Annotated in this window: 21 protein-coding genes; 9 read left to right on the plus strand and 12 right to left on the minus strand. The window is 68.2% G+C overall.

Annotated elements, in window-relative coordinates:
* Window positions 1-453: 453 nt before the first annotated feature.
* Both ACTVZP_RS08420 and ACTVZP_RS08425 read left to right on the plus strand, forming a co-directional pair.
* Window positions 454-645: a hypothetical protein gene (locus tag ACTVZP_RS08420; RefSeq protein ID WP_443211698.1), complete on the plus strand. Its 192-nt coding sequence runs from the start codon at window positions 454-456 to the stop codon at window positions 643-645.
* A 692-nt stretch (window positions 646-1,337) separates the two neighbouring features.
* A complete protein-coding gene (locus ACTVZP_RS08425; protein ID WP_443211699.1) occupies window positions 1,338-1,910 on the plus strand; it encodes a YceI family protein in 573 nt (190 codons plus the stop codon).
* A 152-nt stretch (window positions 1,911-2,062) separates the two neighbouring features.
* Here ACTVZP_RS08425 and ACTVZP_RS08430 read toward each other — a convergent pair whose 3' ends face one another.
* Window positions 2,063-3,256, minus strand: coding sequence for a cytochrome b/b6 domain-containing protein (locus tag ACTVZP_RS08430; protein WP_443211700.1), 1,194 nt, complete (start codon window positions 3,254-3,256; stop codon window positions 2,063-2,065).
* A gap of 325 nt (window positions 3,257-3,581) precedes the next feature.
* On the opposite strand from ACTVZP_RS08430, the gene ACTVZP_RS08435 reads away from it, so the two are divergent.
* Window positions 3,582-4,580, plus strand: a complete 999-nt coding sequence (locus ACTVZP_RS08435; RefSeq protein WP_443211701.1) for a helix-turn-helix transcriptional regulator — start codon at window positions 3,582-3,584, stop codon at window positions 4,578-4,580.
* Between the two features lie 182 nt (window positions 4,581-4,762).
* On the opposite strand, the gene ACTVZP_RS08440 is transcribed toward ACTVZP_RS08435, so the two are convergent.
* From ACTVZP_RS08440 to ACTVZP_RS08455, 4 genes are all read right to left on the minus strand, one after another.
* Complete coding sequence (locus tag ACTVZP_RS08440; RefSeq protein ID WP_443211702.1) at window positions 4,763-4,984, minus strand: hypothetical protein; 222 nt, start codon at window positions 4,982-4,984, stop codon at window positions 4,763-4,765.
* A gap of 348 nt (window positions 4,985-5,332) precedes the next feature.
* The gene (locus tag ACTVZP_RS08445; protein WP_443211703.1) at window positions 5,333-6,328 is read right to left on the minus strand and encodes a ChuX/HutX family heme-like substrate-binding protein; all 996 of its coding nucleotides are present in this window, start codon (window positions 6,326-6,328) and stop codon (window positions 5,333-5,335) included.
* A 188-nt stretch (window positions 6,329-6,516) separates the two neighbouring features.
* Window positions 6,517-8,409 carry a M10 family metallopeptidase C-terminal domain-containing protein gene (locus ACTVZP_RS08450; RefSeq protein ID WP_443211704.1) on the minus strand — a complete coding sequence of 631 codons (1,893 nt, stop codon included), beginning with the start codon at window positions 8,407-8,409 and terminating at the stop codon, window positions 6,517-6,519.
* A gap of 63 nt (window positions 8,410-8,472) precedes the next feature.
* Window positions 8,473-8,985, minus strand: a complete 513-nt coding sequence (locus tag ACTVZP_RS08455) for a hypothetical protein (protein ID WP_443211705.1) — start codon at window positions 8,983-8,985, stop codon at window positions 8,473-8,475.
* Window positions 8,986-9,062: 77 nt separating this feature from the next.
* On the opposite strand from ACTVZP_RS08455, the gene ACTVZP_RS08460 reads away from it, so the two are divergent.
* The 6 genes from ACTVZP_RS08460 to ACTVZP_RS08485 all read left to right on the plus strand — a co-directional run bounded on the left by ACTVZP_RS08460 (window position 9,063) and on the right by ACTVZP_RS08485 (window position 15,806).
* Window positions 9,063-9,974 carry a LysR family transcriptional regulator gene (locus ACTVZP_RS08460; protein WP_443211706.1) on the plus strand — a complete coding sequence of 304 codons (912 nt, stop codon included), beginning with the start codon at window positions 9,063-9,065 and terminating at the stop codon, window positions 9,972-9,974.
* A 391-nt stretch (window positions 9,975-10,365) separates the two neighbouring features.
* On the plus strand, window positions 10,366-11,520 hold the full coding sequence (locus tag ACTVZP_RS08465) for an ABC transporter substrate-binding protein (protein ID WP_443211707.1): 1,155 nt from the start codon (window positions 10,366-10,368) through the stop codon (window positions 11,518-11,520).
* Between the two features lie 91 nt (window positions 11,521-11,611).
* Window positions 11,612-12,616, plus strand: a complete 1,005-nt coding sequence (locus tag ACTVZP_RS08470; protein ID WP_443211708.1) for an ABC transporter ATP-binding protein — start codon at window positions 11,612-11,614, stop codon at window positions 12,614-12,616.
* Window positions 12,613-13,548: an ABC transporter permease gene (locus ACTVZP_RS08475; protein WP_443211709.1), complete on the plus strand. Its 936-nt coding sequence runs from the start codon at window positions 12,613-12,615 to the stop codon at window positions 13,546-13,548. The genes ACTVZP_RS08470 and ACTVZP_RS08475 overlap by 4 nt, the downstream gene beginning before the upstream one ends.
* Window positions 13,538-14,347 carry an ABC transporter permease gene (locus tag ACTVZP_RS08480; RefSeq protein ID WP_443211710.1) on the plus strand — a complete coding sequence of 270 codons (810 nt, stop codon included), beginning with the start codon at window positions 13,538-13,540 and terminating at the stop codon, window positions 14,345-14,347. Before ACTVZP_RS08475 ends, ACTVZP_RS08480 begins: the two co-directional genes overlap by 11 nt.
* Before the next feature lie 19 nt (window positions 14,348-14,366).
* Window positions 14,367-15,806, plus strand: coding sequence for a gamma-aminobutyraldehyde dehydrogenase (locus ACTVZP_RS08485; protein WP_443211711.1), 1,440 nt, complete (start codon window positions 14,367-14,369; stop codon window positions 15,804-15,806).
* Between the two features lie 58 nt (window positions 15,807-15,864).
* Here ACTVZP_RS08485 and ACTVZP_RS08490 read toward each other — a convergent pair whose 3' ends face one another.
* From ACTVZP_RS08490 to ACTVZP_RS08520, 7 genes are all read right to left on the minus strand, one after another.
* Window positions 15,865-16,968 carry an OmpA family protein gene (locus ACTVZP_RS08490; RefSeq protein WP_443211712.1) on the minus strand — a complete coding sequence of 368 codons (1,104 nt, stop codon included), beginning with the start codon at window positions 16,966-16,968 and terminating at the stop codon, window positions 15,865-15,867.
* Between the two features lie 10 nt (window positions 16,969-16,978).
* A complete protein-coding gene (locus ACTVZP_RS08495; RefSeq protein ID WP_443211713.1) occupies window positions 16,979-17,740 on the minus strand; it encodes a motility protein A in 762 nt (253 codons plus the stop codon).
* 183 nt (window positions 17,741-17,923) lie between these two features.
* Complete coding sequence (locus ACTVZP_RS08500) at window positions 17,924-18,364, minus strand: EF-hand domain-containing protein (protein WP_443211714.1); 441 nt, start codon at window positions 18,362-18,364, stop codon at window positions 17,924-17,926.
* A gap of 27 nt (window positions 18,365-18,391) precedes the next feature.
* Window positions 18,392-18,886, minus strand: coding sequence for a DUF4405 domain-containing protein (locus ACTVZP_RS08505; RefSeq protein ID WP_443211715.1), 495 nt, complete (start codon window positions 18,884-18,886; stop codon window positions 18,392-18,394).
* Between the two features lie 312 nt (window positions 18,887-19,198).
* Complete coding sequence (locus ACTVZP_RS08510; RefSeq protein ID WP_443211716.1) at window positions 19,199-20,761, minus strand: DHA2 family efflux MFS transporter permease subunit; 1,563 nt, start codon at window positions 20,759-20,761, stop codon at window positions 19,199-19,201.
* A complete protein-coding gene (locus ACTVZP_RS08515; protein ID WP_443211717.1) occupies window positions 20,748-21,251 on the minus strand; it encodes an isoprenylcysteine carboxyl methyltransferase family protein in 504 nt (167 codons plus the stop codon). The genes ACTVZP_RS08510 and ACTVZP_RS08515 overlap by 14 nt, the downstream gene beginning before the upstream one ends.
* The gene (locus ACTVZP_RS08520) at window positions 21,248-22,297 is read right to left on the minus strand and encodes a type III polyketide synthase (protein ID WP_443211718.1); all 1,050 of its coding nucleotides are present in this window, start codon (window positions 22,295-22,297) and stop codon (window positions 21,248-21,250) included. The genes ACTVZP_RS08515 and ACTVZP_RS08520 overlap by 4 nt, the downstream gene beginning before the upstream one ends.
* Window positions 22,298-22,302 lie beyond the last annotated feature (5 nt).

Below are 22,302 nucleotides of genomic sequence, written 5' to 3' on the forward strand. Positions count from 1 at the left end.
GTCGTTTCCTGGAGGCCCGCGGCAGCTGATGCCCCTGACGATCTGCTGTTGTTCTGGAAAGGGGCTGGCCAACGGGCCGACAATCGGAATGCTGCAAGTCTATCGGCCGGCAGGTCGCATAGGTGGTAACGGGCTACTACAGCCCATCACCAGGGCCTGACGTCCGCTGCCGGACGCGGATCTTGGCCTGAGCACGAGGCCAGCCTTCTGCTGCGCGCCCTTGCTGCAACGCCGGTCGAGGCGATCAAGCCCGTCGCCCCGGCGGCAACCGCCCCTTGCCCTGACCCCCGCTTCATCAGTGGAAGCCCCTCACCCGCCCCCCCGGCGCGGGTCGGCCCCTCGGCTGGCCAGGCTTCACCCGCCGCCCCCGGCGCGGAGCGGGCAATGGTCGCACCTGCACCACCTTGACCGCTGCCGGCCCACCCGGTCGAATGCGCTCCGGAGGATCGGGACATGGAACAGGATAACGTCCGGACGAAATACGTCCTCGCTTGGGTCAACGCCCACGACAAGCTCGAGTTCGAGAGCCATTACCCCGACGGAAGCCCCCTTGCCTTCGACAGCGAGGAGGAAGCGATCGCGGCCATTCCCCCGGACGCGACCCGCCTCGTGCTGAAGTCGGTCCGGCGGCACCATGGCGGCTGACCGGCGCGCGTCGCGACGTGCCGGCGGCCGCTTTGCGACCGGGACAGATGGTCGATGCGCATAGACCGGCCGCGCCTGCGCAGACGGCACCGCGGCAAGCGTCCGTGAATGGGATGCCCGGATCCTTCAGCCTGCTGAACGGCCGCCGGATCGCGCCTGCCTCTGCGATCCAGCGGCTCCCGTAACTCAGCCCAAGGTGGGGTTCCGCACCCCAAGAGTTCTCTTGATCGCCGCAGGCGATTCGCGGATCCTGTTCCGGTCGAACGAGGGCGAGCGCGATGCTCCTCGCGCTCATCGGGCGGCTGGAAGGGTCCGAGGTCTTGCCCGACCCTTCCGCCGCTCGCCCTCGCGGCGCGTCCGGTTCGGCACCTCCGCTGCTGAAGATCCTGCGTCGCCAACGCGCCTATATCCAACATGACCTCGGTCAGGTCGTGCACCAGCCTTTGGCCACCTGCCCGCCTGCTGCCGTGAGCCGCCTTGTCATGCCGCGCATCGGGGCGAACAGCGTCGCCCAGATCTGCCCACCTGCTGCCGAGCGACCCGGCCCGGTGCAGTTCCTGCGGTCGCCAGGGTGCCTACCTGCTGAGGCTCGGCTTGTTCCTTTCCGCACAGCCGATGTGGACGCCTGTGCAATTGCAGCCAGAGGCTTCCAGGAACAAGTGTCGGGGCAGACATCATCACCGGAGACCCTCATGAAGCACCTCGTCCTCGCGTCCGCTCTCGCCCTTGCCGCGCCGGCCGCCTTCGCCGCGCCGGAAGCCTATGTGCTCGATCCGAGCCACAGCCAGATCGTCTTCACCTACAACCACCTCGGCTTCTCGACCGGCACGGGCATGTTCTCGGGCTTCGAAGGCGAGATCTCCTTCGATCAGGAAGATCCGGCCGCCTCGTCGATCACCGTGTCCTTCCCGGTGCGCTCGATGCTGACCGGATGGGAAGCCCGGTTCGAGCATTTCATGTCGGCCGACTTCTTCGACGCGGCGGATGACGAGATGGTGACCTTCACCTCCACCGGCATCGAGGTGACGGGTGATCAGACGGCGAAGATCACGGGCGACCTGACGCTGAACGGCGTGACGAAGCCCGTCGTGCTCGATGCCAAGCTGAACCAGGCCGGCATGCACCCGATGGAAAACAAGCCCTGGGCCGGCTTCGACGCGACCACCACCGTCAAGCGCTCGGAGTTCGAAGTTGGCAAGTTCGCACCCTTCGTGTCGGACGAGGTCCAGATCCGCATCTCGATCGAAGCGATGAAGGCGGAATGAACCGCTCCTGCCGCTCCCGCTTGGGCAGGAGCGGCAGGGCGACGGATCGGCCAACGGATACCGAACAACAAGGGGCCGTCCATCCGGGCGGCCCTTTGTCGTGGTCGGGCTGGCGAAGAGAGGCAGCATGCGCATCCGCTCGCGAACGGCACCTACTCCGGGGCATCGCTCCTGCGGGCGGTCAGGCTCATATCGACGCGCACCCCATGTCCGACCGTCTCTTCGTCGGCATAGCTCTGCCCGATCCCGAAATCGCGGCGGTCGAGCGTGAGCGAGCCTTCCACGCGTGCCACGTCACCGTCGAGATCCAGGGTGAAGGGCAGCTCCGCGGGCACCTCCGCCCCCTTCAGCGACAGCGTTCCTCTGGCGACGAACCCGCCCTCTGCGGGCAGGATGTCGGCGACAAAGACCGCCTTCGGATGCCCACCCACGTCGAAGAACTCGGCACCCTTCACCTGATCCGTCACCGACCCGAGCGTGACGCTGTCCATGGCGATGGTCACGCGGACGTTGCCGTTGACGCCCTCGACCGGCTCTTCCTCGAACCGGATCGCGGCAGTCCAGTCGCCGAAGGAGCCGGTCACCTCGCTTCCCATCTGGCGGACCGTGAAGGAAAGGCTGCCCTCCTCCACCGTCCAGTCGGAAGCGACGGCCGCCAGCGCCGGCGCCTCCACACGTTCCTCGGCCGGCATCAGCGCAAGCGCTCCCCCTGCCGCCACGACATAGACAGCCAGCGCCGCAAGGGCCGGACCCGCGTGCCGCCCGGCGTGGCCGGGGCCCGCCTCGGTGCCGCGCAGCATGCGGGCCAGCGTCGCATCACGGTCCACCAGCGCATGTTTCGCGGCCCCCACCACATGCAGCGCGACCGCCACGAGCAGTCCCCAGGCGAAGGTCACATGCAGCGTTGCCGCCAACTCGGCCACGACGGGCGACTTCGGCACGAGCGGCAGCGACTGGCCGAAGGGCCAGAGGATCGGCGCGAAGCCGTCGGTGGCCGCATGCTCCACCCACCCCGCGAGCGGCACCAGCACGAGCGAGAGGTAAAGGAAGCCGTGCACCGCCCCCGCCACCGCCGTCTCGAGCCGCCGCTCCGGGTGGATCGGCGCGGGACGCGGCTGGATCGCGACCCAAACGAGGCGGGCCAGAGCCATCAGGAAGATCGCGACCCCGAGCGTCTTGTGCAGCGAGAAGAGCTGCGCCTTTCGAGCAACAGCCTCGGCCGTGTCGAACGGCAGGCTGTCGGCGACAAGCCCCAGCGGGGCAGCGGTCAGGATCATCAGCGCCATGAGCCAGTGAAAGCTGCGCTCCACTGCTCCGTAGCTGCGCGGGGTATTGCCGAGGGTCATGCGCTTCTCCTTTTTCCGGAAGAGCTAGTCGAACCGAGGACATCGCGGAAGGAAGCGCGGCGCACAGCGGATGTGCGGGAATGGAGCGGAGGTCACGGCGCCTCCCTTGCTGCCGGGCGGGACCATCGCGGCGCCTGCGTCTGCCGTCATGGCGGGGCCGTGCCGGGCCTGTCCCTGCGCCGATCCGCGCAAGGCTCCAAGGTGCGACCTGCCGATGCCCCTGTCTGAAAAAGGCTGCATCATCAATAAGTGCGGGGAGAATCTTCTCGACAGGCCGCAGGATCAGACTTAGCCTGCGACGGTGTCATTTCCTGTCAGGTTCACCATGTCCTTCGCCAAGGCCGCCGATCTGCTGCGTCTCGCCGAAATGGCCGCATCGCGTCACATCGGCGTGGGTCTGCAGGAGATCGAGGAGGAGTTCGCCGTAGACCGGCGCACGGCGCAGCGGATGACGCGGGCGCTCGAGGACTGCTTCCCCAACGTCGAGACGAGAACCGACGATCAGCGCCGCAAGTTCTGGAAGCTGAAGGGCGAGGAGGCCCGGCTCATGCTCGCCCGCGGTATTCGCGACAGCGAACTGGCCGCGGTCGAGATGTCGATCCGGCGTGCCGAACGCGAGGGCGAGGTTCTCGAGGCGGCGGCGCTGCGCTCGCTGCGCGACCGGCTTCTGTCCGGAATGCCGGGCACGCATGCACGCCGCGCCGAGGCCGATGCCGAGGCCGTGCTCGAGGCCCATGGTTTCGCCTCGCGGCCCGGTCCGCGCGTGCGGAGCGATCCGCAGATCCTCGCTGTCGTGGCCGAGGCGCTGAAGGGGCCGCATCTTCTGACGATCAGCTACATCGGCGGCCGGGACGATTTCGCGCGAGAGCGCAGGATCGAGCCGCACGGCCTCCTGCTCGGAACGCGCCGCTATCTGGTGGCGCGTGAGAGCGGCGGCGACGGACGCATGCGCCATTTCCGGATGGACCGGGTGCTCGCGGCGCGGCTCGAGCCCGACTCCTTCCTGCGCGATCCTGCCTTCGATCTCGAGACCCATGCGGCACGCGCCTTCGGCTCCTACCACGCGGAGGAGGAATTCTCGGAGGTCGTCTGGCGGTTCTCGGCGAAGGCCGCGCCGATCGCGCGCGAGTTCCTGTTCCATCCCGACCAGCAGATCACGGAAGAAGAGGACGGGCGACTGTCGGTGCGTTTCACCGCCTCCGGTTGGCTGGAAATGGCATGGCATCTCTACCAGTGGGGCGACGCGGTCGAGGTTCTGCAGCCGCCCGCCTTGCGCGCGATGATCGAGGGACACCGCAGGCCCGATTTCGACGCGTTCCCTTAGGCGAGCGACTTCGCGTCCGGTTGCCCCGTCCCGCCGTCACGGGTCCTGCGCGGCAGGTTCTGGCAACTTCGGGCGCTGACTTCATCGCCTCATGGCATCCGCGCACCGCCATCCGCCCCGGCCGGTCTTGCAACCCGGCCAGGATTTCGAAAAGCCTTCGCCCAAATCTGGAAGCGCCGCCTTCAGCTGCAGTGGACGAGGCGGAACTGGTCCTCGGGCCGGAGCCGGTATTCGCCCATCATCATGTAGACGGGACGTCCCCGGCGCAGGTGGCGCAGCAGGGCGGCCTCATCGGGGAACGCGTCTTCATTGGTTGCGAGCAACGCGGCGAGGCGGATCTCGTCCAGCGGCACTTCGCTGGAAGGGCAGCCCTGGATGGAGCGGACGATGGTGGCAGGGCGCATGGCAGACTCCGTAAGGCGCAGGCATCGGGGCGCAGAGGGAACCTTGCCGTCCTTCGGAACGTCGCCCGCGGCGCCTCCGGCGCCCGCCGGGCAGGCACCACAGCGTCCCGACCAGTCCTAGGCGGCGAGGTCGGGTCGCGTCCACGTCTCAAAGGGCCGCATCCCCTCCGAACGAGAGCTGAACCTCATCGCGCTGGAGGGGTCGGCACATTGCCTGTGGCCGTGCACCTGATGGCCTGCCCGCCGCCACCGCGCGCGGCGCCGGTGCGTTGGCCGCATGCCGGATCATCGCGGGACGCGCGCTCCCGACCTGGATCATGGCAGGAAGCACCGCCTCGGGGACGAAGGTCAGGATACGGCCGCCGCGGAGAGACTTTCCACGATCTCCTGCCAGCCCGGACCGCCCGTGACCTCGAGGATCAGGTCGCCCGCCGCGTCATGAGCCTCGACCGCAAGCGAGCCCTGCGGGCGGCGATCGGTGAGGTGAACCGAGGCGAGGTGGTCGGTGCGCAGATGCAGGTTGTATCCGGGGTCCATCACGTTGATCCAGTACCCCGCGGGCAGGATCCGGTCGACCGGCCCCCGATAGATCTGCAGGCACCCCGCATTGCCGGCACGGATCTCCAGGGGGACCTGCCCCGCCGACGCCCGCTCGAGAAGCTCGGTCATTGCGACGGGCAAAAGCGGCTTCGCACGGGCTGCGCCAACGGCCCTCAACGCGGCCACGATCGGAATGCCTTCCGACGCCAGTCGCTGCGCGAAGCTCCGGGCAGAGGGCGCCTCGTCCCAAAGCCGGGCGATGACGACAGGATCGGCCGCCCCCTCCGGCGTCCCGCGCATGGCGGGAGCCAGGAGCGGGAGGTCGTCCGGCTGGTCGTGAAGCCGCAACTCCGTCACGAGACGGTCGAAGCCAGCAACATCGCTTTCCGGGGTGAGATGGAGCTTGTGCACCGCCTCTCCGACCGCATCGAAGATCTGGATCGAGCGCTTCGTGCCCTTGGCCGTCTCGTCGATGACCGCAAAGGCATGCACCCAGTGACAAGGGTCGAGGATGAACTCGATCCCGTCGCCGGTCAGCATCGACAGCGGCCCGGCAGACGAAAGCGGGCCGTACCGGCCCTGTCTCTCCTGCACGGCCGAGGCGTTCCGCGTGAGGGCAAGTGCCTCTCCGAGACCTGCCGCGAGGCCGAGGAGCCGGGCGGGCGCGGCATCGAGCGCGATGACCGACGGCCCGACGAAGGCCGCGACCAGCGCTGCCTCGGCGATGCCGTGGCTCTCCGCGAAATCGCGGGCGCGGGCGCGGGTATTGGCCCGGCGGGCCTGACGGATCTCGGCTGGGGTCATCGGGCGGCTCCTTTCTCCTGTTCCCGGCCTGTGAGAGCAAGGACGGACCCATGCTTGGCACGCGCGGCAAGAGCCCGAAAGGCGCGAAATGACGCCCTTGGCACGGGTGCCACCTCGCCGCGCTCGTCACGGTGCGCGCCGACCCGCCCGGCCGGCGCACGACATGGCCTCGGAGGGGCGTGCCTGCGTCAGAGGACGAGGAAATCCGCCGCGGTGACGTTCAGGCCGGCGTCCAGAGTGGCGAAGCGCACCGCCGAGGCGCCGCCCGCGCCGTCCCGATCGTACCAGAGCGCCCCGCTGTCGGTCTCGTAGATGATCCGGTCGCTGGCGTCCGTGGCACGGCCCGAGCCGTTCGAGGTGAAGGCCGAGGCATCGAGCCAGCCTCTCGACAGGCCACGGAAGATGGCATCTTCGAGCCGGATCGTATCGTCCACGACGGCGAAGTCGGTGATCCGATCGACGTTGCCATTGCCGAGGGCGTGCTCGAAGACGAAGGTGTCGTGGCCGGCGCCTCCCGTCAGGTCGTTCGCCGCGCTGTTGCCGGTGATCCGGTTTCCAAGCCCGTTGCCCACGCCGTCGATGGCGCGCGATCCCGAGAGCGTGAGATTCTCGACGTTGTTCGCGAGGCGGCAGCTGGCCGAGGAGATGACATGATCGATGCCTTCCCCTGCCCGCTCGATGATCGTGTCGCCCCCATTGGTGATATAGGCGTCGTTGCCCGTGCCACCGCGCATCGTGTCGGCACCTCCGCCTCCGTTCAGAGTGTTGTTCGCCGAATTGCCGATCATGCGGTCGTTGCCGCTGCCGCCGCGCGCGGCTTCGATGATGGTTCCCCGCGCGATCGAGAGGTTTCCAACCGCGCCATAGACGTTCGAGATTGCACCCGGCCGGAGATCGATCAGTTGCGCGGCCGAGGACGAGCTCACGTCCAGCATGTCCCGCCCGCCCTGGTCGAAGATCGTCCAGGCCACCTCGCGCCCGGCGAGATCCTCGATCCGGGCGTACATTCCCCCGGCGTTGGAATCATCGCCATAGACCGTGTTGCCCGACCTGATCCCTCTCGAGGTGCCGTAGATCGTCTGCATCGCGAGGATGTCCGCGATCATCGGCGTCATGACGTAGGCTTCGTCCGCCTGGATGTAGCTGTTCTCGGTCTGGCTGAAATACGACATGACGGTCGCCTGCCAGCTATCATTGGCGTAGAGGTTGCTGACGCCGTAAGTGGCGGTGCCGTTGTAGTTCCCGGCATGGCCGAGGCCCAGCGCATGGCCAAGCTCGTGGATGTAGGTCTGCAGCGAATAGGTGTTCAGCCCGGTGCCGTAGCTCGACAGCCAGTCGCGGCTCACGTTCACGGTCGAGGACAGGATCTCGCCGCCCGAGGTGACGGAGCTGCTGTAGGCGCCGGTGCCGTTGTCGTCGATGGTGATGTGGACGGTCGCGCCGGCCGAGGGTGTCGTGTCGAAGCGGATCCCGGTGACCGCCGTCCATGTCTGCAGGGCGACCGTCGCGAGGTGCTGACCCGCCGAAGTCAGGCCGGAGATGTCGACGTTCAGGGTATCGCCCTGCCCGACGTCGAACCCGCGGGCTCTCTGCCCGGTGGATTCCCAGTATCCACTGACCAGTTGGTCCGCGATCTGCCGTTGCGTCCAGACCTCGTCGGGCGCCCTCGATGTCGTGATGCGATAGCTGCCCGTGTAACTGTCGCTGAAGGACCCGGCGGAGATGTAGTAGGTTCCGGAACTGGACGCGGTGAAGGTCAGGCGCGAATTGAAGCCTTCGCCTCCGTCGTCGTTGGACTGGAGCAATGTCCCGTTCGAGGAATAGAGTCGCAGATAGGTGTCGTAGACAGGGTTTGCGCCGCTGCCGGCGAGATCGATCGTATAGGTCTGGCCCGCCACGAGCTGGATGCCTACGAAATCCCGATCGCCGGCAGAAGAGAGCGTGCCGGTGAAGCTGTCTCCAACACTCATCCGGTAGGAGGTGCCGGTCGATGCCGGTGCATCTCGCCCCTCCGACAGGGCAGCACGCTCCGCAATGGCGTCTTCGACATCTCTGTCAGCAATCAGTGTCGGCAGGCTCATCTCGCAATCCTTCTCAACAAACTCAAAACTTGGCCCATGGGCGACAAGGCCGGGTTCGGCAGGTCATTCGGCTTTCACATGAGCGAGCAGGCTCTCTGCGAAGCGAGACAGGATGCTGTCCGGGAAACTGTCGCGGTCGGTGATGGAGAGATCGAGCACCGGGCTCGAGCGGCTGCCGCCGGGAACCTTCCTGCTCACCTGTGCCGAGATCGCCCGTGCATCGGCCCGCAGGACCTTCAGTTCGATCAGGGCCTCGCCCGCAGGAAAGGTGCCCGTGTCGAGGAAGAGGCCCTCCCTTTCACGCACCGTCTGCTGAAGGATAGTGCACAGTCGCTGGACCTGAACTTCGGACCCGGCAGGTCCGCTGCACGACAGCTTTTCCCCGCCGGCACAAGCCGAAGTTGCAGTCATGCAGGCAATGACGACCATAGCGCGAAATTCAATGAACACGGGACAATCCGCCTTAAAACGATCCAAGAATACCCCGGCAGCAGCCGCTGCTTCAAGTATCAAATTGGAAACAACACCGACCGTCAGGCCTGCTTTCCGTGGCGCCGCGTGCTCGGCGTCCGCCATGCCCGAGAAGCCCTTCCGGCTCGACGTCCCGCGGTCTAGGCTGCACCGGTGCCAGACCCGCGAACGGACCAGCCGACATGGCCTTCACCCTCCGCCAGCTCAGGTTCTTCGCCGCGGCGGCGGACGCGGGCAGTGTCTCGGGCGCCGCGCGCGCGCTTTCGATCTCGCAATCCTCGGTGACCGAGGCGATCCGCGCGCTCGAGGACGATCTGGGCGTCATCCTCTTCGAGCGGCGCGCGCGCGGGCTCGAACTGACGCACAAGGGCGGACTCTTCCTGCGTCACGCCAACCAGATCCTTGACGACGTCTCGCAGGCACGCAGTGCCTTCCGCGACGAGACCGAGGCCGTGGCCGGTCAGCTCTCGCTTGGCGTCTCGTCCCTCGTGGCGGGCTACGTCCTGTCCGACCTGCTCTCGCGCTATCGGCGCGGCTGGCCAGCGGTCGAGATCGCGGCAATGGAAGAGACGGGCGACTACCTGCAGCATCTTCTGATTGGCGGGGAACTGGACGTGGCGGTCCTCTTCACCTCGGCGATCCGCGACCGGGCGCCGTTGAACATCGAGACGCTGCTCGTCTCGCCCTACCGGCTCTGGCTGCCGCAGGGCCATCGGCTTGCCGCGGCCGAAGCGATCTCTCCCGAGGATCTGGCTTCGGAGCCGTTCATCTCGCTCATGGTGGACGAGATCGAGGAAGGCGCGCGGCGGCTGATGGCGGGGCTCTCCGCCCGGCCACGCGTGGTCTTCCGCACCCGTTCGGTGGAAGCCGTTCGAAGCCTCGTCGCGACCGGCGCGGGCGTCGCGGTCATGCCCGGTCTCGTCTACCGGCCCTGGTCGCTCGAAGGAGACCGGATCGAGATCCGCGACGTCTCGGGCGACCTGCCGACGGTCTCCGTCGGGCTGGCCTGGCGAAAGGGTGCCCCGCTGTCCGCGCCCGCGAGGAACTTCATCCGCACCGCGCAGGGAGCGCTGCCGTTCCGCGGCAGCCCCTAGAAGCGGCCGAAGCACTGACCCGGCGCATGCGCGCCCTCGGGCGCGACGGAGTCGCGGAGGGGCGCCCTCTTACGGGAACGCACAACATGCGGGCAAGCCAAACGAGCGCCTGCCAGAATTCCGGAAACGGCCTCCCGTCAGCGGCACGACACTCGCCGGCACCGGACGAGCTGAGCGTCGCCCCATGTTTCTGGCACGCGCACTGGGGGTTACGTCGCGCTTGCCCGTTACACTGGTCGTTTGGCGGGCCGCGTTTCGAGACCCATCGGTCATTCCGATGGGCCACTTCTGCCTTTTGCATTTGCGGCATCCTGTCACTCGGCCTTACCGTCGCCCCAGTGCCGGGACAACCGGGCGGCCGCAGGATCGGCGACAAGACAGGGATATTGCGATGCACAGCTTCCGCCTCATGGGCGTCACCGCCCTTTCGCTACTCTTCTCGCTCCAACCGGGGCTTGCGCAGCTCGCCGCACTCGGCGAACCCGAGGGACAGGTCGATATCGTCGCGTGGCCGGGCTATGTCGAGCGCGGCGAGACAGACGCCAAGTTCGACTGGGTGACCGCTTTCGAGGAACAGTCGGGCTGCAAGGTCAACGTGAAGACCGCCAACACCTCGGACGAGATGGTCGCGCTGATGAACGAGGGCGGCTTCGACCTCGTGACCGCGAGCGGCGACGCCTCGCTCCGGCTGGTCGCCGGCAAGCGTATCCAGCCCGTGAACGTCGATCTCGTGCCCTCCTGGTCCACCATAGACGACCGGCTGAAGGACGCGCCGTGGCACACGGTGAACGGCGTGCATTACGGCGTGCCCTACCAGTGGGGGCCGAACGTGCTCATGTACAACACCGACGTGTTCAAGGACGCGGCGCCCACGTCGTGGAACGTCGTCTTCGAAGAGATGACCCTGCCCGACGGCAAGTCGAACAAGGGGCGGGTGCAGGCCTATGACGGACCGATCCACATTGCGGATGCCGCCCAGTACCTGATGGCCCACAAGCCGGAACTCGGCATCACCTCGCCCTATGCCCTGACCGAGCCGCAATATGCGGCGGCGCTCGACCTCCTGCGCCAGCAGCGCGAGCTGGTCAGCCGCTACTGGCACGACGCCTTCATCCAGATCGACGATTTCAAGAACGAAGGGGTGGTGGCCTCGGGCTCCTGGCCCTTCCAGGTGAACCTCCTGAAATCCGAGGGGCAGCCCGTGGCCTCCACCATCCCCGAAGAGGGCGCAACCGGCTGGGCCGATACGCTGATGCTGCATGCGGAGGCGCCGCATCCGACCTGCGCCTATCTCTGGATGGAGCATGCGCTGAGCTCGAACCTGCAGTCGGACCTGTCGGTCTGGTTCGGCTCGAACCCGGTGGTGCCGGCCGCCTGCACGAACGGCTCGGGGATGCAGACCAAGGACGGCTGCAGCGCCAACGGCTTCGACGACTTCGACCGGATCCGCTTCTGGACGACGCCCGTCTCGGCCTGCGAGGCTGGCGACTGCGTGCCCTACTATCGCTGGGTCTCGGACTACATCGGCGTGATCGGCGGCCGCTGATCGAAGCCCCCGGCCCCGGCCCGGCGGCCGGGGTCGTTCGTCCAGACCTTGAACCGGGCCCTGCCGGGCCCCTGCACGACCGTGGCCGCCCATGACCTCCGCCGTCGAGTTCCTCTCCGTGTCGCGCCATTACGGTGCCGGTGCCCATGTGGTGAAGGCCGTGGATGGCGTCGACCTCGCGATCCCGGAGGGCGAGTTCTTCGCCATGCTCGGCCCCTCGGGCTCGGGCAAGACCACCTGCCTCCGGCTGATCTCGGGCTTCGAGAGCCCCACCGCCGGGGCGATCCGCATCTTCGGAGAGGACGTCGGTCGCGTGCCCCCGCATCTTCGCAACGTGAACACCGTCTTTCAGGATTACGCGCTTTTCCCGCACATGACGGTGCGGGACAACGTGGCCTACGGGCTGATGGTCAAGGGCGTGGACCGGCGCAGACGCCATGCGCGGGCCGAGGAGATGCTGGCGCTTGTCCATCTGCCGGACTATGGCGGCCGCAAGCCCGGCCAGCTCTCGGGCGGCCAGAGGCAGCGGGTGGCCCTCGCGCGTGCCCTCGTCAACGAGCCGCGGGTGCTGCTCCTCGACGAGCCGCTGGGCGCGCTCGACCTGAAACTGCGCGAGGCGATGCAGGATGAGCTGAAGGGCCTGCAGCGCAGGCTCGGGATCACCTTCGTCTTCGTCACCCACGACCAGGGAGAGGCGCTGAGCATGGCCGATCGGGTCGCCGTCTTCTCGCGTGGCCGCATCGTGCAGGTCGGCACGCCCGCCGAGATCTACGACCGGCCCGCCACACGCTTCGTGGCCGATTTCGTGGGCTCGGCCAACATCCTGTCGCCCGATCTCTCGCGCCGCCTCGGTGGCCCCTCCGGCTGGTCCAGCCTCCGCCCCGAAGCGGTCCGCCTGGCCGGGCCCGAGGCGCGCGTGCGGGGACGTGTCACCGGCCTGCGCTATCTCGGCCTCGGCACCCGCGTCGCCGTCGCGATCGACGGGGCGGATCTGGTGGCCCTGGTGCCCGCAGGCACGCCGTTGCCCTCCGAAGGCGCCGATGTCGGCCTGTCCTGGGACGAGGGGGCGGTCCACCGGATGGCGGGCGAGCCATGAGCATGGCCGTCCACCCGGCCCGCGGCCCCGGCGACCGGCTCACCGGCCTCTTCTGGCGCAGGCCGACGGTGCTCCTCGCCCTGCTGATCGCGCCGCCGCTCCTCTGGCTGGGCGTCGTCTACCTCGGATCGCTCGCGGCCCTGCTCTGGCAGAGCTTCTATTCCATCGACGAGTTCTCGGGGATGATCGTCCCCGAGTTCACCCTGAAGACCTATGCCGAGCTGCTGCGGCCGGCGAATGCCGACGTGATCCTGCGGACCGTGCTGATGGCCTCGGCGGTCACCGCGGCCTCGGTCGTCCTCGCCTTTCCCATCGCCTATTACGCGGCTCGCTACGCCCGGGGTCGGATGAAGGCCGCTTTCTACCTTGGCGTCATGCTGCCGCTCTGGTCCTCCTATCTCGTGAAGGTCTACGCTTGGAAGCTGATCCTCGCGCGGGAGGGGATCGTGACCTGGGCCGCCGAGGGCATCGGTGCAGGGAACCTCCTCGCCGCCGTGCTGGCTCTGCCGGTCATCGGGGGCAACTCGCTGTCCACGAGCTACATCGGCACCTTCGTCGTCTTCGTCTATGTCTGGCTGCCCTTCATGATCCTGCCGATGCAGGCATCGCTCGAACGCGTGCCCGCGGCGATGCTCGAAGCCTCGTCGGATCTCGGCGCGACCTCGTGGCAGACCTTCCGGCACGTCATCCTGCCGCTCGCCCTGCCCGGCGTCATCGCGGGCACGATCTTCACCTTCTCGCTCACCCTCGGCGACTACATCATTCCCCAGATCGTGGGCTCGTCGCGCTTCTTCATCGGCCAGGCGGTCTACATGCTGCAGGGCACGGCCGGCAACCTGCCGCTGGCCGCGGCCTTTGCCGTGGTGCCCATCGTCATCATGCTGGCCTACCTCGCCTTCGCCCGCCGGATCGGAGCCTTCGATGCCCTCTGACCGTCCTGCGCCCCTCGCCCTCACGCTGGCGGCCATCGGCGGGCTCGTCTTCCTCCACGGGCCGATCCTGCTGATCTTCCTCTATGCCTTCACCACCGAGGAGCGCAGCTACCAGTTCCCGCCGCCGGGCCTCACGCTGAAGTGGTTCGCGGTGACCTGGAACCGGCCGGACGTCTGGGGACCGCTCTGGCTGTCGCTGAGGGTGGCTGCGATCTCGACCGCGATGGCACTCATCCTCGGCACGCTCTGCGCGGCCGCCATGTCCCGGGCGCGGTTCTTCGGGCGCGACTCGATCTCGCTCCTCGTGATCCTGCCCATCGCCCTGCCCGGCATCATCACCGGCATGTCGCTCCGCTCGGCCTTCTCGATCATGGAGATCCCCTTCTCCACGCTTACCATCGTGCTCGGCCACGCGACCTTCTGCATCGTCATCGTCTACAACAACGCGGTGGCGCGCTTCCGACGACTCTCGGGCTCGATCCTTGAGGCCTCGGCCGATCTTGGCGCGAACGGCTTCCAGACCTTCCGCCACGTGGTGCTGCCGAACCTCGGCTCGGCCCTGCTCGCGGGCGGCATGCTCGCCTTCGCTCTCAGCTTCGACGAGGTGATCGTGACGACCTTCACCGCGGGCCAGCAGTCAACCTTGCCGATCTGGATGCTGAACGAACTCGTCCGGCCGCGGCAGAGGCCCGTGACCAACGTGGTGGCGATGGTGGTCTTCGCGGCCACCTTCGTGCCGATCCTCATCGCCTACTACCTGACCCGCGGCGGGTCCGAGACCGCCGGCGGGGGCAAGTGACCTTTCGGGGAGAGAGACCATGACCCAGACCTTCGACACCGACCTGCTGATCGACGGCCAGTTCGAACCCGGCGAAGAGCCGGGCGAGCCGGTGCTCGACCCCCGGACGGGGGCGCTCATCCTCGAACTGGCCGAGGCCTCGGCGGGACAGATAGAGCGCGCCGTGGCGGCCGCCCGCCGCGCCTTCGAGGTCTGGTCGCGGACGACGCCCGCCGAGCGGTCAGCGGCCCTCCACCGGATCGCGAACCGTATCGAAGCCGAGGCCGAGGCCTTCGCGGCCCTGGAGGCGCTGAACTGCGGCAAGCCGATCCAGGCCGCGACCAACGACGAGATGCCCGCCATCGTCGACTGCTTCCGCTTCTTCGCGGGCGCCGTGCGCTGCCAGCACGGAGCGGTGGCGGGCGAGTATCTCGCCGGTCATACCAGCATGATCCGGCGCGACCCGATCGGCGTGGTGGCCTCGATCGCGCCGTGGAACTATCCGCTGATGATGATGGCGTGGAAGCTCGCCCCGGCCATCGGCGGCGGCAATACCGTCGTCTTCAAGCCCTCCGAGCAGACGCCCCTTACGGCGCTGAAGCTCGCCCGGATCCTCGCCGAGGAACTGCCGCCGGGGGTGGTGAACATCCTGCCCGGCCGCGGCCAGACGGTCGGCAACGAGATCATCCATCACCCTGCGGTAGACATGATCAGCCTCACCGGCGACGTGGCGACCGGGCGAAAGATGCTCGACGCCGCTGCCAAGACGGTGAAGCGCACCCATCTGGAACTGGGCGGCAAGGCGCCGGTGGTGGTTTTCGACGACGCCGACGTCTCCGAAGTGGTCGAGGGGCTGCGCGCCTTCGGCTACTACAACGCGGGGCAGGACTGCACCGCCGCCTGCCGCGTCTACGCGGGCCGCAAGATCTACGACAACCTCGTGGCCGACCTGTCCGCCGCCGCCTCCTCGATCGTGCTCGGCGCCGAGGACGATACGACGAACGAGATCGGCCCGCTGATCTCGCTGCGCCAGCGCGACCGCGTCGCGGCCTTCGTCGAGCGCGCGCGCGAGCAACCGCATGTCGAGGTCACCGCGGGGGGCGAGACGCTGGGCAACGAGGGCTTCTTCTACCGCCCGACCGTGATCGCCGGCGCGCGCCAGACCGACGAGATCGTGCGCCGCGAGGTCTTCGGCCCGGTCGTCTCGGTCACGCCCTTCTCCGACGTCGAGGAGGCGGTGACCTGGGCCAACGACAGCGACTATGGCCTCGCTTCCTCGGTCTGGACGAAGGACGTGGGTCGCGGCATGGCGACGGCCGCACGGCTCCGCTACGGCTGCACCTGGGTCAACACCCATTTCATGCTGGTGTCCGAGATGCCGCACGGCGGACTTAAGCAGTCGGGTTACGGCAAGGACCTCTCGTCCTATGCGCTCGAGGATTACACCGTGGTCCGTCACGTGATGGTGAAGCACGGCTGAACCGGCGGCCGCGCCAGCCCGACCAGAATTCCCGCCACGGCTCCAAGGTGGTGTGGGACTAGTCGTCGTAGTCGATCTCGATCTCGATCCGGCGGTTCTGGGCGCGGCCCTCCTCGGTCGCGTTGTCGGCCACCGGGTCGAACTCGCCCCTGCTGACCGCCGTGATGCGCCCCGGATCGACGCTTCCGGTGTCGACGAGCTCGCGGACGACGCTCGCCGCCCGGCCCGCCGCCAGCGCGATGTTGTCGCGGAAGACGCCACCGCTCACCGGCACGTTGTCGGTGTGTCCGGTCACGGTGATCGTCCGGTCGGGATGCTGCGTCGCCTCGGCAATGCGGGACATGACCGCCCGCGCGTCCTGCGACAGCTCGTCCGAGCCCGAGGTGAAGGAGCCACCCTCCCCGAGGCTCACGAAGATCTTGCCGTCCATCTGCTCGACCTTCACCAGACCCTCGGCCACCTCGCGGTCCAGCGCGTTGCGCAGCCTCAGCGTATCGAGTTCGGCCCGGACCGACTTCCGCAGGGCAGCCCCGTCGTCACTGCCCAGGGGCGGCCCCGGAGGCGCGCCGGTGCCCTCGCCCGGACCGGCAGGACCGGCCTTCGGCTCGGGGCGGGGCTGGCTCGTCGTCTGCGGCTCGGGCAGCGGGCCGGTTCCGGCCGCTTCCGCCAGCGCCTCGGCCAGTTTCTGCGCCGCCTGCCTGCCCTGCTGACCCGGCAGGTCGATCACGACCGACCCCTCGTCCGTCCGCACCTGCAATTCGCCCTTCTCGAGCGCCTCGCGCAGCGCCTCGGCCACACGCTCCGCAGAGTCGCCGCCGGGATCCTCTTCGCCGCCCGTATCCTGGCGCTCGTCGGGCTGCGCCCCGTCGGGATCGGCCGGCGGCATCTTGAGGTCGATGACCGTGTTGCCCGAAGTCGCCTCGCGGATCGAATGCACGCCGAAGGTCTCGCGCATCGCCCCTGCCATCTTGCTGAAGGACGGCTCGTCGAATTTCGCGAAGCCCAGGATCAGCACGAAGAAGGCCATCAGGTTCGTCGCGATGTCGGCGAAGGTCGCGAGCCAGGCCGGCGCCCCCGGAGGGGGGCATTTCGGGCATTCGTCGTCGTCGTCGTCCTCAGGGACGGTGGGCTGGAAGCGGACGACCTTGGGCTTTGCGGACATCGGTCGGACCTCACGCCGCCTTGCGTTTCATCTGCTGCTTGCGGTCGAGCGCGCAGACCATCTGGTCCTCGATCACCCGCGAGGACTCGCCGCGCGCGATGCCGCGCAGCCCCTCGATCACCAGTTCCCGATAGGTCACCTCGTCGGCGGAATAGCCTTCGAGCTTGTTCAGGATCGGCGAGAAGACCACGTTGGCCAGCAGCGCGCCGTAAAGCGTCGTGAGAAGCGCCACGGCCATGGCGGGGCCGATGGACTTCGGGTCCGACATGTTGCCGAGCATCAGCACGAGACCGATCAGCGTGCCGACCATGCCCATGGCCGGACCAATGTCGATCCAGGCCTTCACCGCGCCCTGATAGGCCTCGTGGCGCGCCTTCATCGCCTTGATCTCGTACTTGAGCTGCTTGACCAGCTTGGCCTCGTCAGTTCCGTCCACGAGAAGCTGCAGTCCCTTCTCGAAGAAGGGATCCGGAACCGCCTTGCCCTCGAGCGCCATGATCCCGTCCTTGCGGGCGATGTTCGAGAGGTCGACGACGATCGAGATCACCTCGTTCGTGTCGAAGCGTGAAGGCTTGAAGACCTTCATCATCGCCTTGAAATGGCCGAGGAAGACCGGAAGCGGCTTCATGGCGAGCACGACGAAGGCCGTGCCGACCACCACGATGACGAAGGACGGAATATCCACGAAGGGCGCCACGCCACCCGCGAAGATCATGGAGCCGACCACCATGACCACGGCGCCGACAAGTCCTATTGCTGATGCGATATCCAACCCGGCCCCTCCGGTGTCACCATTCGAGGCAGGAGCGGCAAGATCCATGCCACGGGGGCTGCCGACCGGCTGATCTGCCCAAAAGGCCAGTCCGGCCCCCACCGAAGCACAAAGCGCCGGCCGACCGGCTCATGCCGGGCCGGCCGGTCGGGTTCCGTGCGGTCTTCGGTCCGGTCCCGCCCTTCAGCGGCGAGGGCCGAAATCCTCGGCGGTGATTTCACCGTCGCCGTTGCGGTCCATCCGCGAGAACCATGGCTTCAGCGTCGCCTCGAACTCGCTCGCCGACAGGTTGCCGTCCCGGTCCGCATCGAAGCGGCGCAGCATCCGCGAGGGCGAGACGTTCGCGGCGGGGCCATGCCCTCCGAAGCCTGCTTCCCTCATGCTCTGGCGATAGTCGTCGATCCCTGCCAGTTCCTGCGGATCTAGGAGGCCGTCTCCGCTCTGGTCGAACATGTCGAACATTGCCAGACGACGCTCGCGCGCCTCGGGGAAGGTGACGCGGTCGTTTCCGTCGGCGTCCCACTGCCCGAGGAAGAATTCGCCCGGGCTGCGCGTCTGGGCGGCCATCGGCGAAGCCACTGCGACCGAAAGGGCCAGGGCGAGGGCGGAATGCAGGGAGTTCATCTCAACCTCCATGATGACCTGGATCGGTCAGCGCCCGACCATGACCGCGATCGCCTGCATCTCGGGACGTCCCGAAGCGGCGATGGCCTGGCTCAGTGTCTGCGAGGGATCCTCGACGGCGATGCCCGCCGCGGCGAGGCGCGCGGTCAGTTCTTCGCTGCTGGTGCCCAGAAGCGGCGCGACCTCGGCCACCGGATTGTCGAGGATCCGGTGCGAGAAGGCGAAGGGCGGCGGGCCGCCGGCCTCGCCGGCTCCCGACGGCATCAGGAACGGCAGGGCGATCAGGGCAGAGACCGCGAGCGCGATGCCCATCGGAACGCGCCGGAAGTAGTTCAGGAAAGCGCGCCAGTTCTTCCAGACATGCAGGCCGAAGGGCAGGATCAGCACCATGCTGAGCCACTCGTGCATGCCGTGGAAACCGCTCGGCCCGATGTGGAAGAAAAGCGCGATCCCCGAGGTCAGCGAGACGAGGAAGAGGCCGGTGATGAAGGGGGTGGCGTAGCGTCCCAGTGCAGAGGACATGGCTGGCTCCTGTATGAGGCCCTGAAGCGGGCAACCCGTTGTCGTGGCGAGACGCCTTCGGCAACATTCGCCAGATGAAACGGGCGGGCATCGCGGAACCGTCGCCACGAACGCCGCACCGGCCCGCGACACGCCGCCGCAGCGTCCTCGGGGGTCAGGCTGCGGCCGACGGAGCATCGACGGAATGCACCGCGGGCGGACGGAGCAGGCAAGTCCACCTGCCCCGCCCGCGGGACCGGACGAGCCCATTGCGCTTGTGCGGATGTTCCAGGCCCGGGATGTCGCGTGCGCCGGGCGGACCGGCCCGCCTCCTCAGCGGATGGCGTCGTGCGGACGTGTGGGGCGGTCGCGCGTCCCCGGTCTGGCGAAGGGCACACCGGCAAGTGCCGCGAGCGTCAGCAGCGCGATCATGGCCCAGGCCTCGTTGATCGCCTGCGTGAGCGCCGCCTTCTCCAGCATCGGCGCGAGCATCGCCATGGCCTGCGCCGGAACCGGTCCGGGCGGCAGGCTCGCCATCATCTGCTCCGGGATTCCGATGAAGCGCGCCGCCTCGACGCTGCCCGCTTCGAGCTGCTGCCGCAGCGACGCCGCATGGCCGTCGCTGCGGGAGTAGATGACCGTGTCGATCAGGGCGAGACCGATCGCGCCGCCGAGGTTGCGCATCAGGTTGAACAGCCCGCTCGCATCCGGCACCTGCGCCTCGGCGAGATGGCCCAGCGCAAGGCGCGTGGGCGGCAGCAGGCAGAACATGATCGCCACCCCACGCAGCACCTGCGGCCAGAACATGCCCTCGTAGTCGGTGGCGGGCGTCTGGAAGGCACTGAGCCCAAGGCCCGCGCCGAAGAGGGCGAAGCCGAAACCGGTGAGCAGCCGCGCCCCGATCCGCTGCTCTCCCGCGACGGCGAGCGGTGCCGTCAGCAGTTGCGCGACGCCCGTCACCAGCATGATCGTCCCGATCTCGAGCGGGTTGTGGCCGCGCACGAAGGACAGGAAGACCGGCATCAGATAGACCGAGCCGAAGAGCCCGATCCCGAGAACGAAGCTCAGGATGCATCCGAGGGCGAAGCGCCGGTCGGCGAAACTGGTCAGATCGACCACCGGATGCACAGCGCGCAGGCTGCGCATGACGAAGCCGGACCCCGCCGTCAGCCAGAGCGCAAGAAGCGACAGCACGAGGCCGCTCGTCCAACCGCGGCCCGGCGCCTCCTTGAGCGCGATCTCGAGCGATGCGAGCGAAACCGCCAGAAGGACGAGCGAGACGAGGTCGAAGCTGCGCACCCCCTCGGCCTGCGGACGTTCGCGGGGCAGCAGAGCCGCCCCCAGCAGGACCACGACCCCACCCGGCGCCAGGTTGATCAGGAACAGCCAGTGCCAGGAATAGGTCTCAGTGATCCAGCCGCCCACGACGGGCCCAACGGTCGGCGCGAGCACGGCGAGGACACCGGCCAGCGTCGTGGCGAGCCCTTGGCGGGCGGGCGGAAACAGCAGGAAGACGGCGGCGAAGACCGCCGGGATCAGCGTGCCGCCCGCAAAGCCCTGAAGCACCCGCCACGCCACCAGAGATCCGAAGCTGTCGCTTGCGGCGCAGCCTGCAGAGGCGAGGGTGAAGATCGAGGTGGCTGTCACGAACAGCCATCGCATCGTCAGGATGCGCGTCAGCGCCCCCGTGAGCGGGATGGCGATGACCTCGGCGATCAGATAGGCCGTCTGGACCCAGCTCATCCGGTCCGGCGCAATGCCGAGTGCGCGCTGGATCTCGGGCAGCGAGGTGGCGACGATCTGAACGTCGAGGATCGCCATGAACATGCCGATGCACATCGCGGCGAAGCCGGCCCAGGTGGCAAGGCCAGCCGTGGGCCGCTCAGGAGCGGGCATGATGCGCCGAGCGGAGCGCGCCGCCCTCGGCGCGGATGCGGATCGCGAGGACAGCGGCGTTGAGCAGGCTGAAGACGAGCGCGAAGCCCGGCATCCCGAGGCAGAGCGGAAGGACGGCAATCTCGCCCACGACGACGAGGTAGTTGGGATGGGACAGGAAGCGATAGGGTCCGCGCACCACCAGCGGCTCCGAGGGAAGCACGATGATGCGGGTCGTCCAGCGCGGCCCGAGGGTCGCGAGCACCCAGAGACGCCCGGCCTGCAGAAGCGCGAAGACGGCGACCCAACCCGGGACGAGCGCATGTCCCGCGCCCAGCAGCCAAAGCCCGCCCAGCCACGCGGCATGCAGGGCCACGATCAGCGGATAATGTCCGGCCGCGACCTCGTGGGCGCCCCGCTCCAGCAGACGCGCGGTGTTGCGCCGGGCCAGCCACAACTCGGCCAGCCGCTCGGCCGTCACGAAGGCGAGCAGCAGCGCCGCGGCTGTCATGCCGCTGCCCGCAGCGAAAGACAGCTGGCCGTGAAGCCCGGGCCCATCGCGGTCAGCAGGACCCGCGAGGGCGGCTTATCGCGCAGCACGCGCTCGAGCACGAAGAGCGCGGTCGGCGCGGACATGTTGCCGTGCTCGGCCAGAACGTCGCGCTCGTGGTCGAGCGTTCCCTGCTCGATGGACAGGGCGCGTTCGAGCGCGGTGATGACCTTGGCACCCCCCGGATGGCAGGCGAACCGGCCGACGTCCTCGCGCCCGAGCCCCGCGCGGCCGAGGATCGCCTCCACCGCACCCGCCACATGGGCTTCGGCGAAGGGAGGGATCGCCCGGTCGAAGATCACGCCGAGCCCTTCGTCGTCCACGCTCCACCCCATGATGTCGAGCGTGTCGCGCCAGGTGTGCTGTCCCGACATCTCGACCGAAAGCTCGCCCTCGCATCCGCGCAGCAGGCAGGCGGAGGCACCGTCCGCGAAGAGCGCGGTCGCCACGATGTTCTCCTTGGTGAGCTTGTCGAGACGAAACGACAGGGAGCACAGTTCCACCGCCACGACGAGCACGCGGCTGCCCGGGCGCGCCGCTGCCAGCCGCCCCCCGATCGCGAGCCCGGTGACGCCGCCTGCGCATCCGAGGCCAAAGACGGGTACCCGCTCGACGTCGCAACGGAACCCCATCGCATCGGCGACACGCGCGTCGAGGCTCGGGGTCGCCACTCCGGTCGAGGAGACGGTGACGACGGCATCGACCTCCCCGGCCGAGACGCCCGCTCGCTCGAGCGCACCCGTGGCGGCCTCCGAAAAGAGCGCGGTGGCGGCTTCCAGATAGGCGCTGTTGCGCTGCTGCCAGCCGAGCGGCTGCAGATACCACTCGACCGGCCGCGCGAGATGGCGCGTCCGGATGCCCGAGGTTTCAAACACCTTGGCGAGCCGCCCGTAGTCGTCATAGCGGCGCGAGAAACCGCGATGCGCCGCCTCGGCAACCTCGCGCTGGGATATTCGATGGGGCGGGACGGCGGTGGCGACGGATGCGAGGCTGACGGGTCGTGACATGAAGC

Source organism: Rhodobacter sp. NSM, from assembly GCF_052244495.1.
Lineage (GTDB): Bacteria > Pseudomonadota > Alphaproteobacteria > Rhodobacterales > Rhodobacteraceae > Cereibacter_A.

Bases quoted from the DNA above. Each gene is read 5' to 3' on its own strand.
- ACTVZP_RS08420 (WP_443211698.1), top strand. From the start codon at position 454: ATGGAACAGGATAACGTCCGGACGAAATACGTCCTCGCTTGGGTCAAC.
- ACTVZP_RS08425 (WP_443211699.1), top strand. From the start codon at position 1,338: ATGAAGCACCTCGTCCTCGCGTCCGCTCTCGCCCTTGCCGCGCCGGCC.
- ACTVZP_RS08430 (WP_443211700.1), bottom strand. From the start codon at position 3,256: ATGACCCTCGGCAATACCCCGCGCAGCTACGGAGCAGTGGAGCGCAGC.
- ACTVZP_RS08435 (WP_443211701.1), top strand. From the start codon at position 3,582: ATGTCCTTCGCCAAGGCCGCCGATCTGCTGCGTCTCGCCGAAATGGCC.
- ACTVZP_RS08440 (WP_443211702.1), bottom strand. From the start codon at position 4,984: ATGCGCCCTGCCACCATCGTCCGCTCCATCCAGGGCTGCCCTTCCAGC.
- ACTVZP_RS08445 (WP_443211703.1), bottom strand. From the start codon at position 6,328: ATGACCCCAGCCGAGATCCGTCAGGCCCGCCGGGCCAATACCCGCGCC.
- ACTVZP_RS08450 (WP_443211704.1), bottom strand. From the start codon at position 8,409: ATGAGCCTGCCGACACTGATTGCTGACAGAGATGTCGAAGACGCCATT.
- ACTVZP_RS08455 (WP_443211705.1), bottom strand. From the start codon at position 8,985: ATGGCGGACGCCGAGCACGCGGCGCCACGGAAAGCAGGCCTGACGGTC.
- ACTVZP_RS08460 (WP_443211706.1), top strand. From the start codon at position 9,063: ATGGCCTTCACCCTCCGCCAGCTCAGGTTCTTCGCCGCGGCGGCGGAC.
- ACTVZP_RS08465 (WP_443211707.1), top strand. From the start codon at position 10,366: ATGCACAGCTTCCGCCTCATGGGCGTCACCGCCCTTTCGCTACTCTTC.
- ACTVZP_RS08470 (WP_443211708.1), top strand. From the start codon at position 11,612: ATGACCTCCGCCGTCGAGTTCCTCTCCGTGTCGCGCCATTACGGTGCC.
- ACTVZP_RS08475 (WP_443211709.1), top strand. From the start codon at position 12,613: ATGAGCATGGCCGTCCACCCGGCCCGCGGCCCCGGCGACCGGCTCACC.
- ACTVZP_RS08480 (WP_443211710.1), top strand. From the start codon at position 13,538: ATGCCCTCTGACCGTCCTGCGCCCCTCGCCCTCACGCTGGCGGCCATC.
- ACTVZP_RS08485 (WP_443211711.1), top strand. From the start codon at position 14,367: ATGACCCAGACCTTCGACACCGACCTGCTGATCGACGGCCAGTTCGAA.
- ACTVZP_RS08490 (WP_443211712.1), bottom strand. From the start codon at position 16,968: ATGTCCGCAAAGCCCAAGGTCGTCCGCTTCCAGCCCACCGTCCCTGAG.
- ACTVZP_RS08500 (WP_443211714.1), bottom strand. From the start codon at position 18,364: ATGAACTCCCTGCATTCCGCCCTCGCCCTGGCCCTTTCGGTCGCAGTG.
- ACTVZP_RS08505 (WP_443211715.1), bottom strand. From the start codon at position 18,886: ATGTCCTCTGCACTGGGACGCTACGCCACCCCCTTCATCACCGGCCTC.
- ACTVZP_RS08510 (WP_443211716.1), bottom strand. From the start codon at position 20,761: ATGCCCGCTCCTGAGCGGCCCACGGCTGGCCTTGCCACCTGGGCCGGC.
- ACTVZP_RS08515 (WP_443211717.1), bottom strand. From the start codon at position 21,251: ATGACAGCCGCGGCGCTGCTGCTCGCCTTCGTGACGGCCGAGCGGCTG.
- ACTVZP_RS08520 (WP_443211718.1), bottom strand. From the start codon at position 22,297: ATGTCACGACCCGTCAGCCTCGCATCCGTCGCCACCGCCGTCCCGCCC.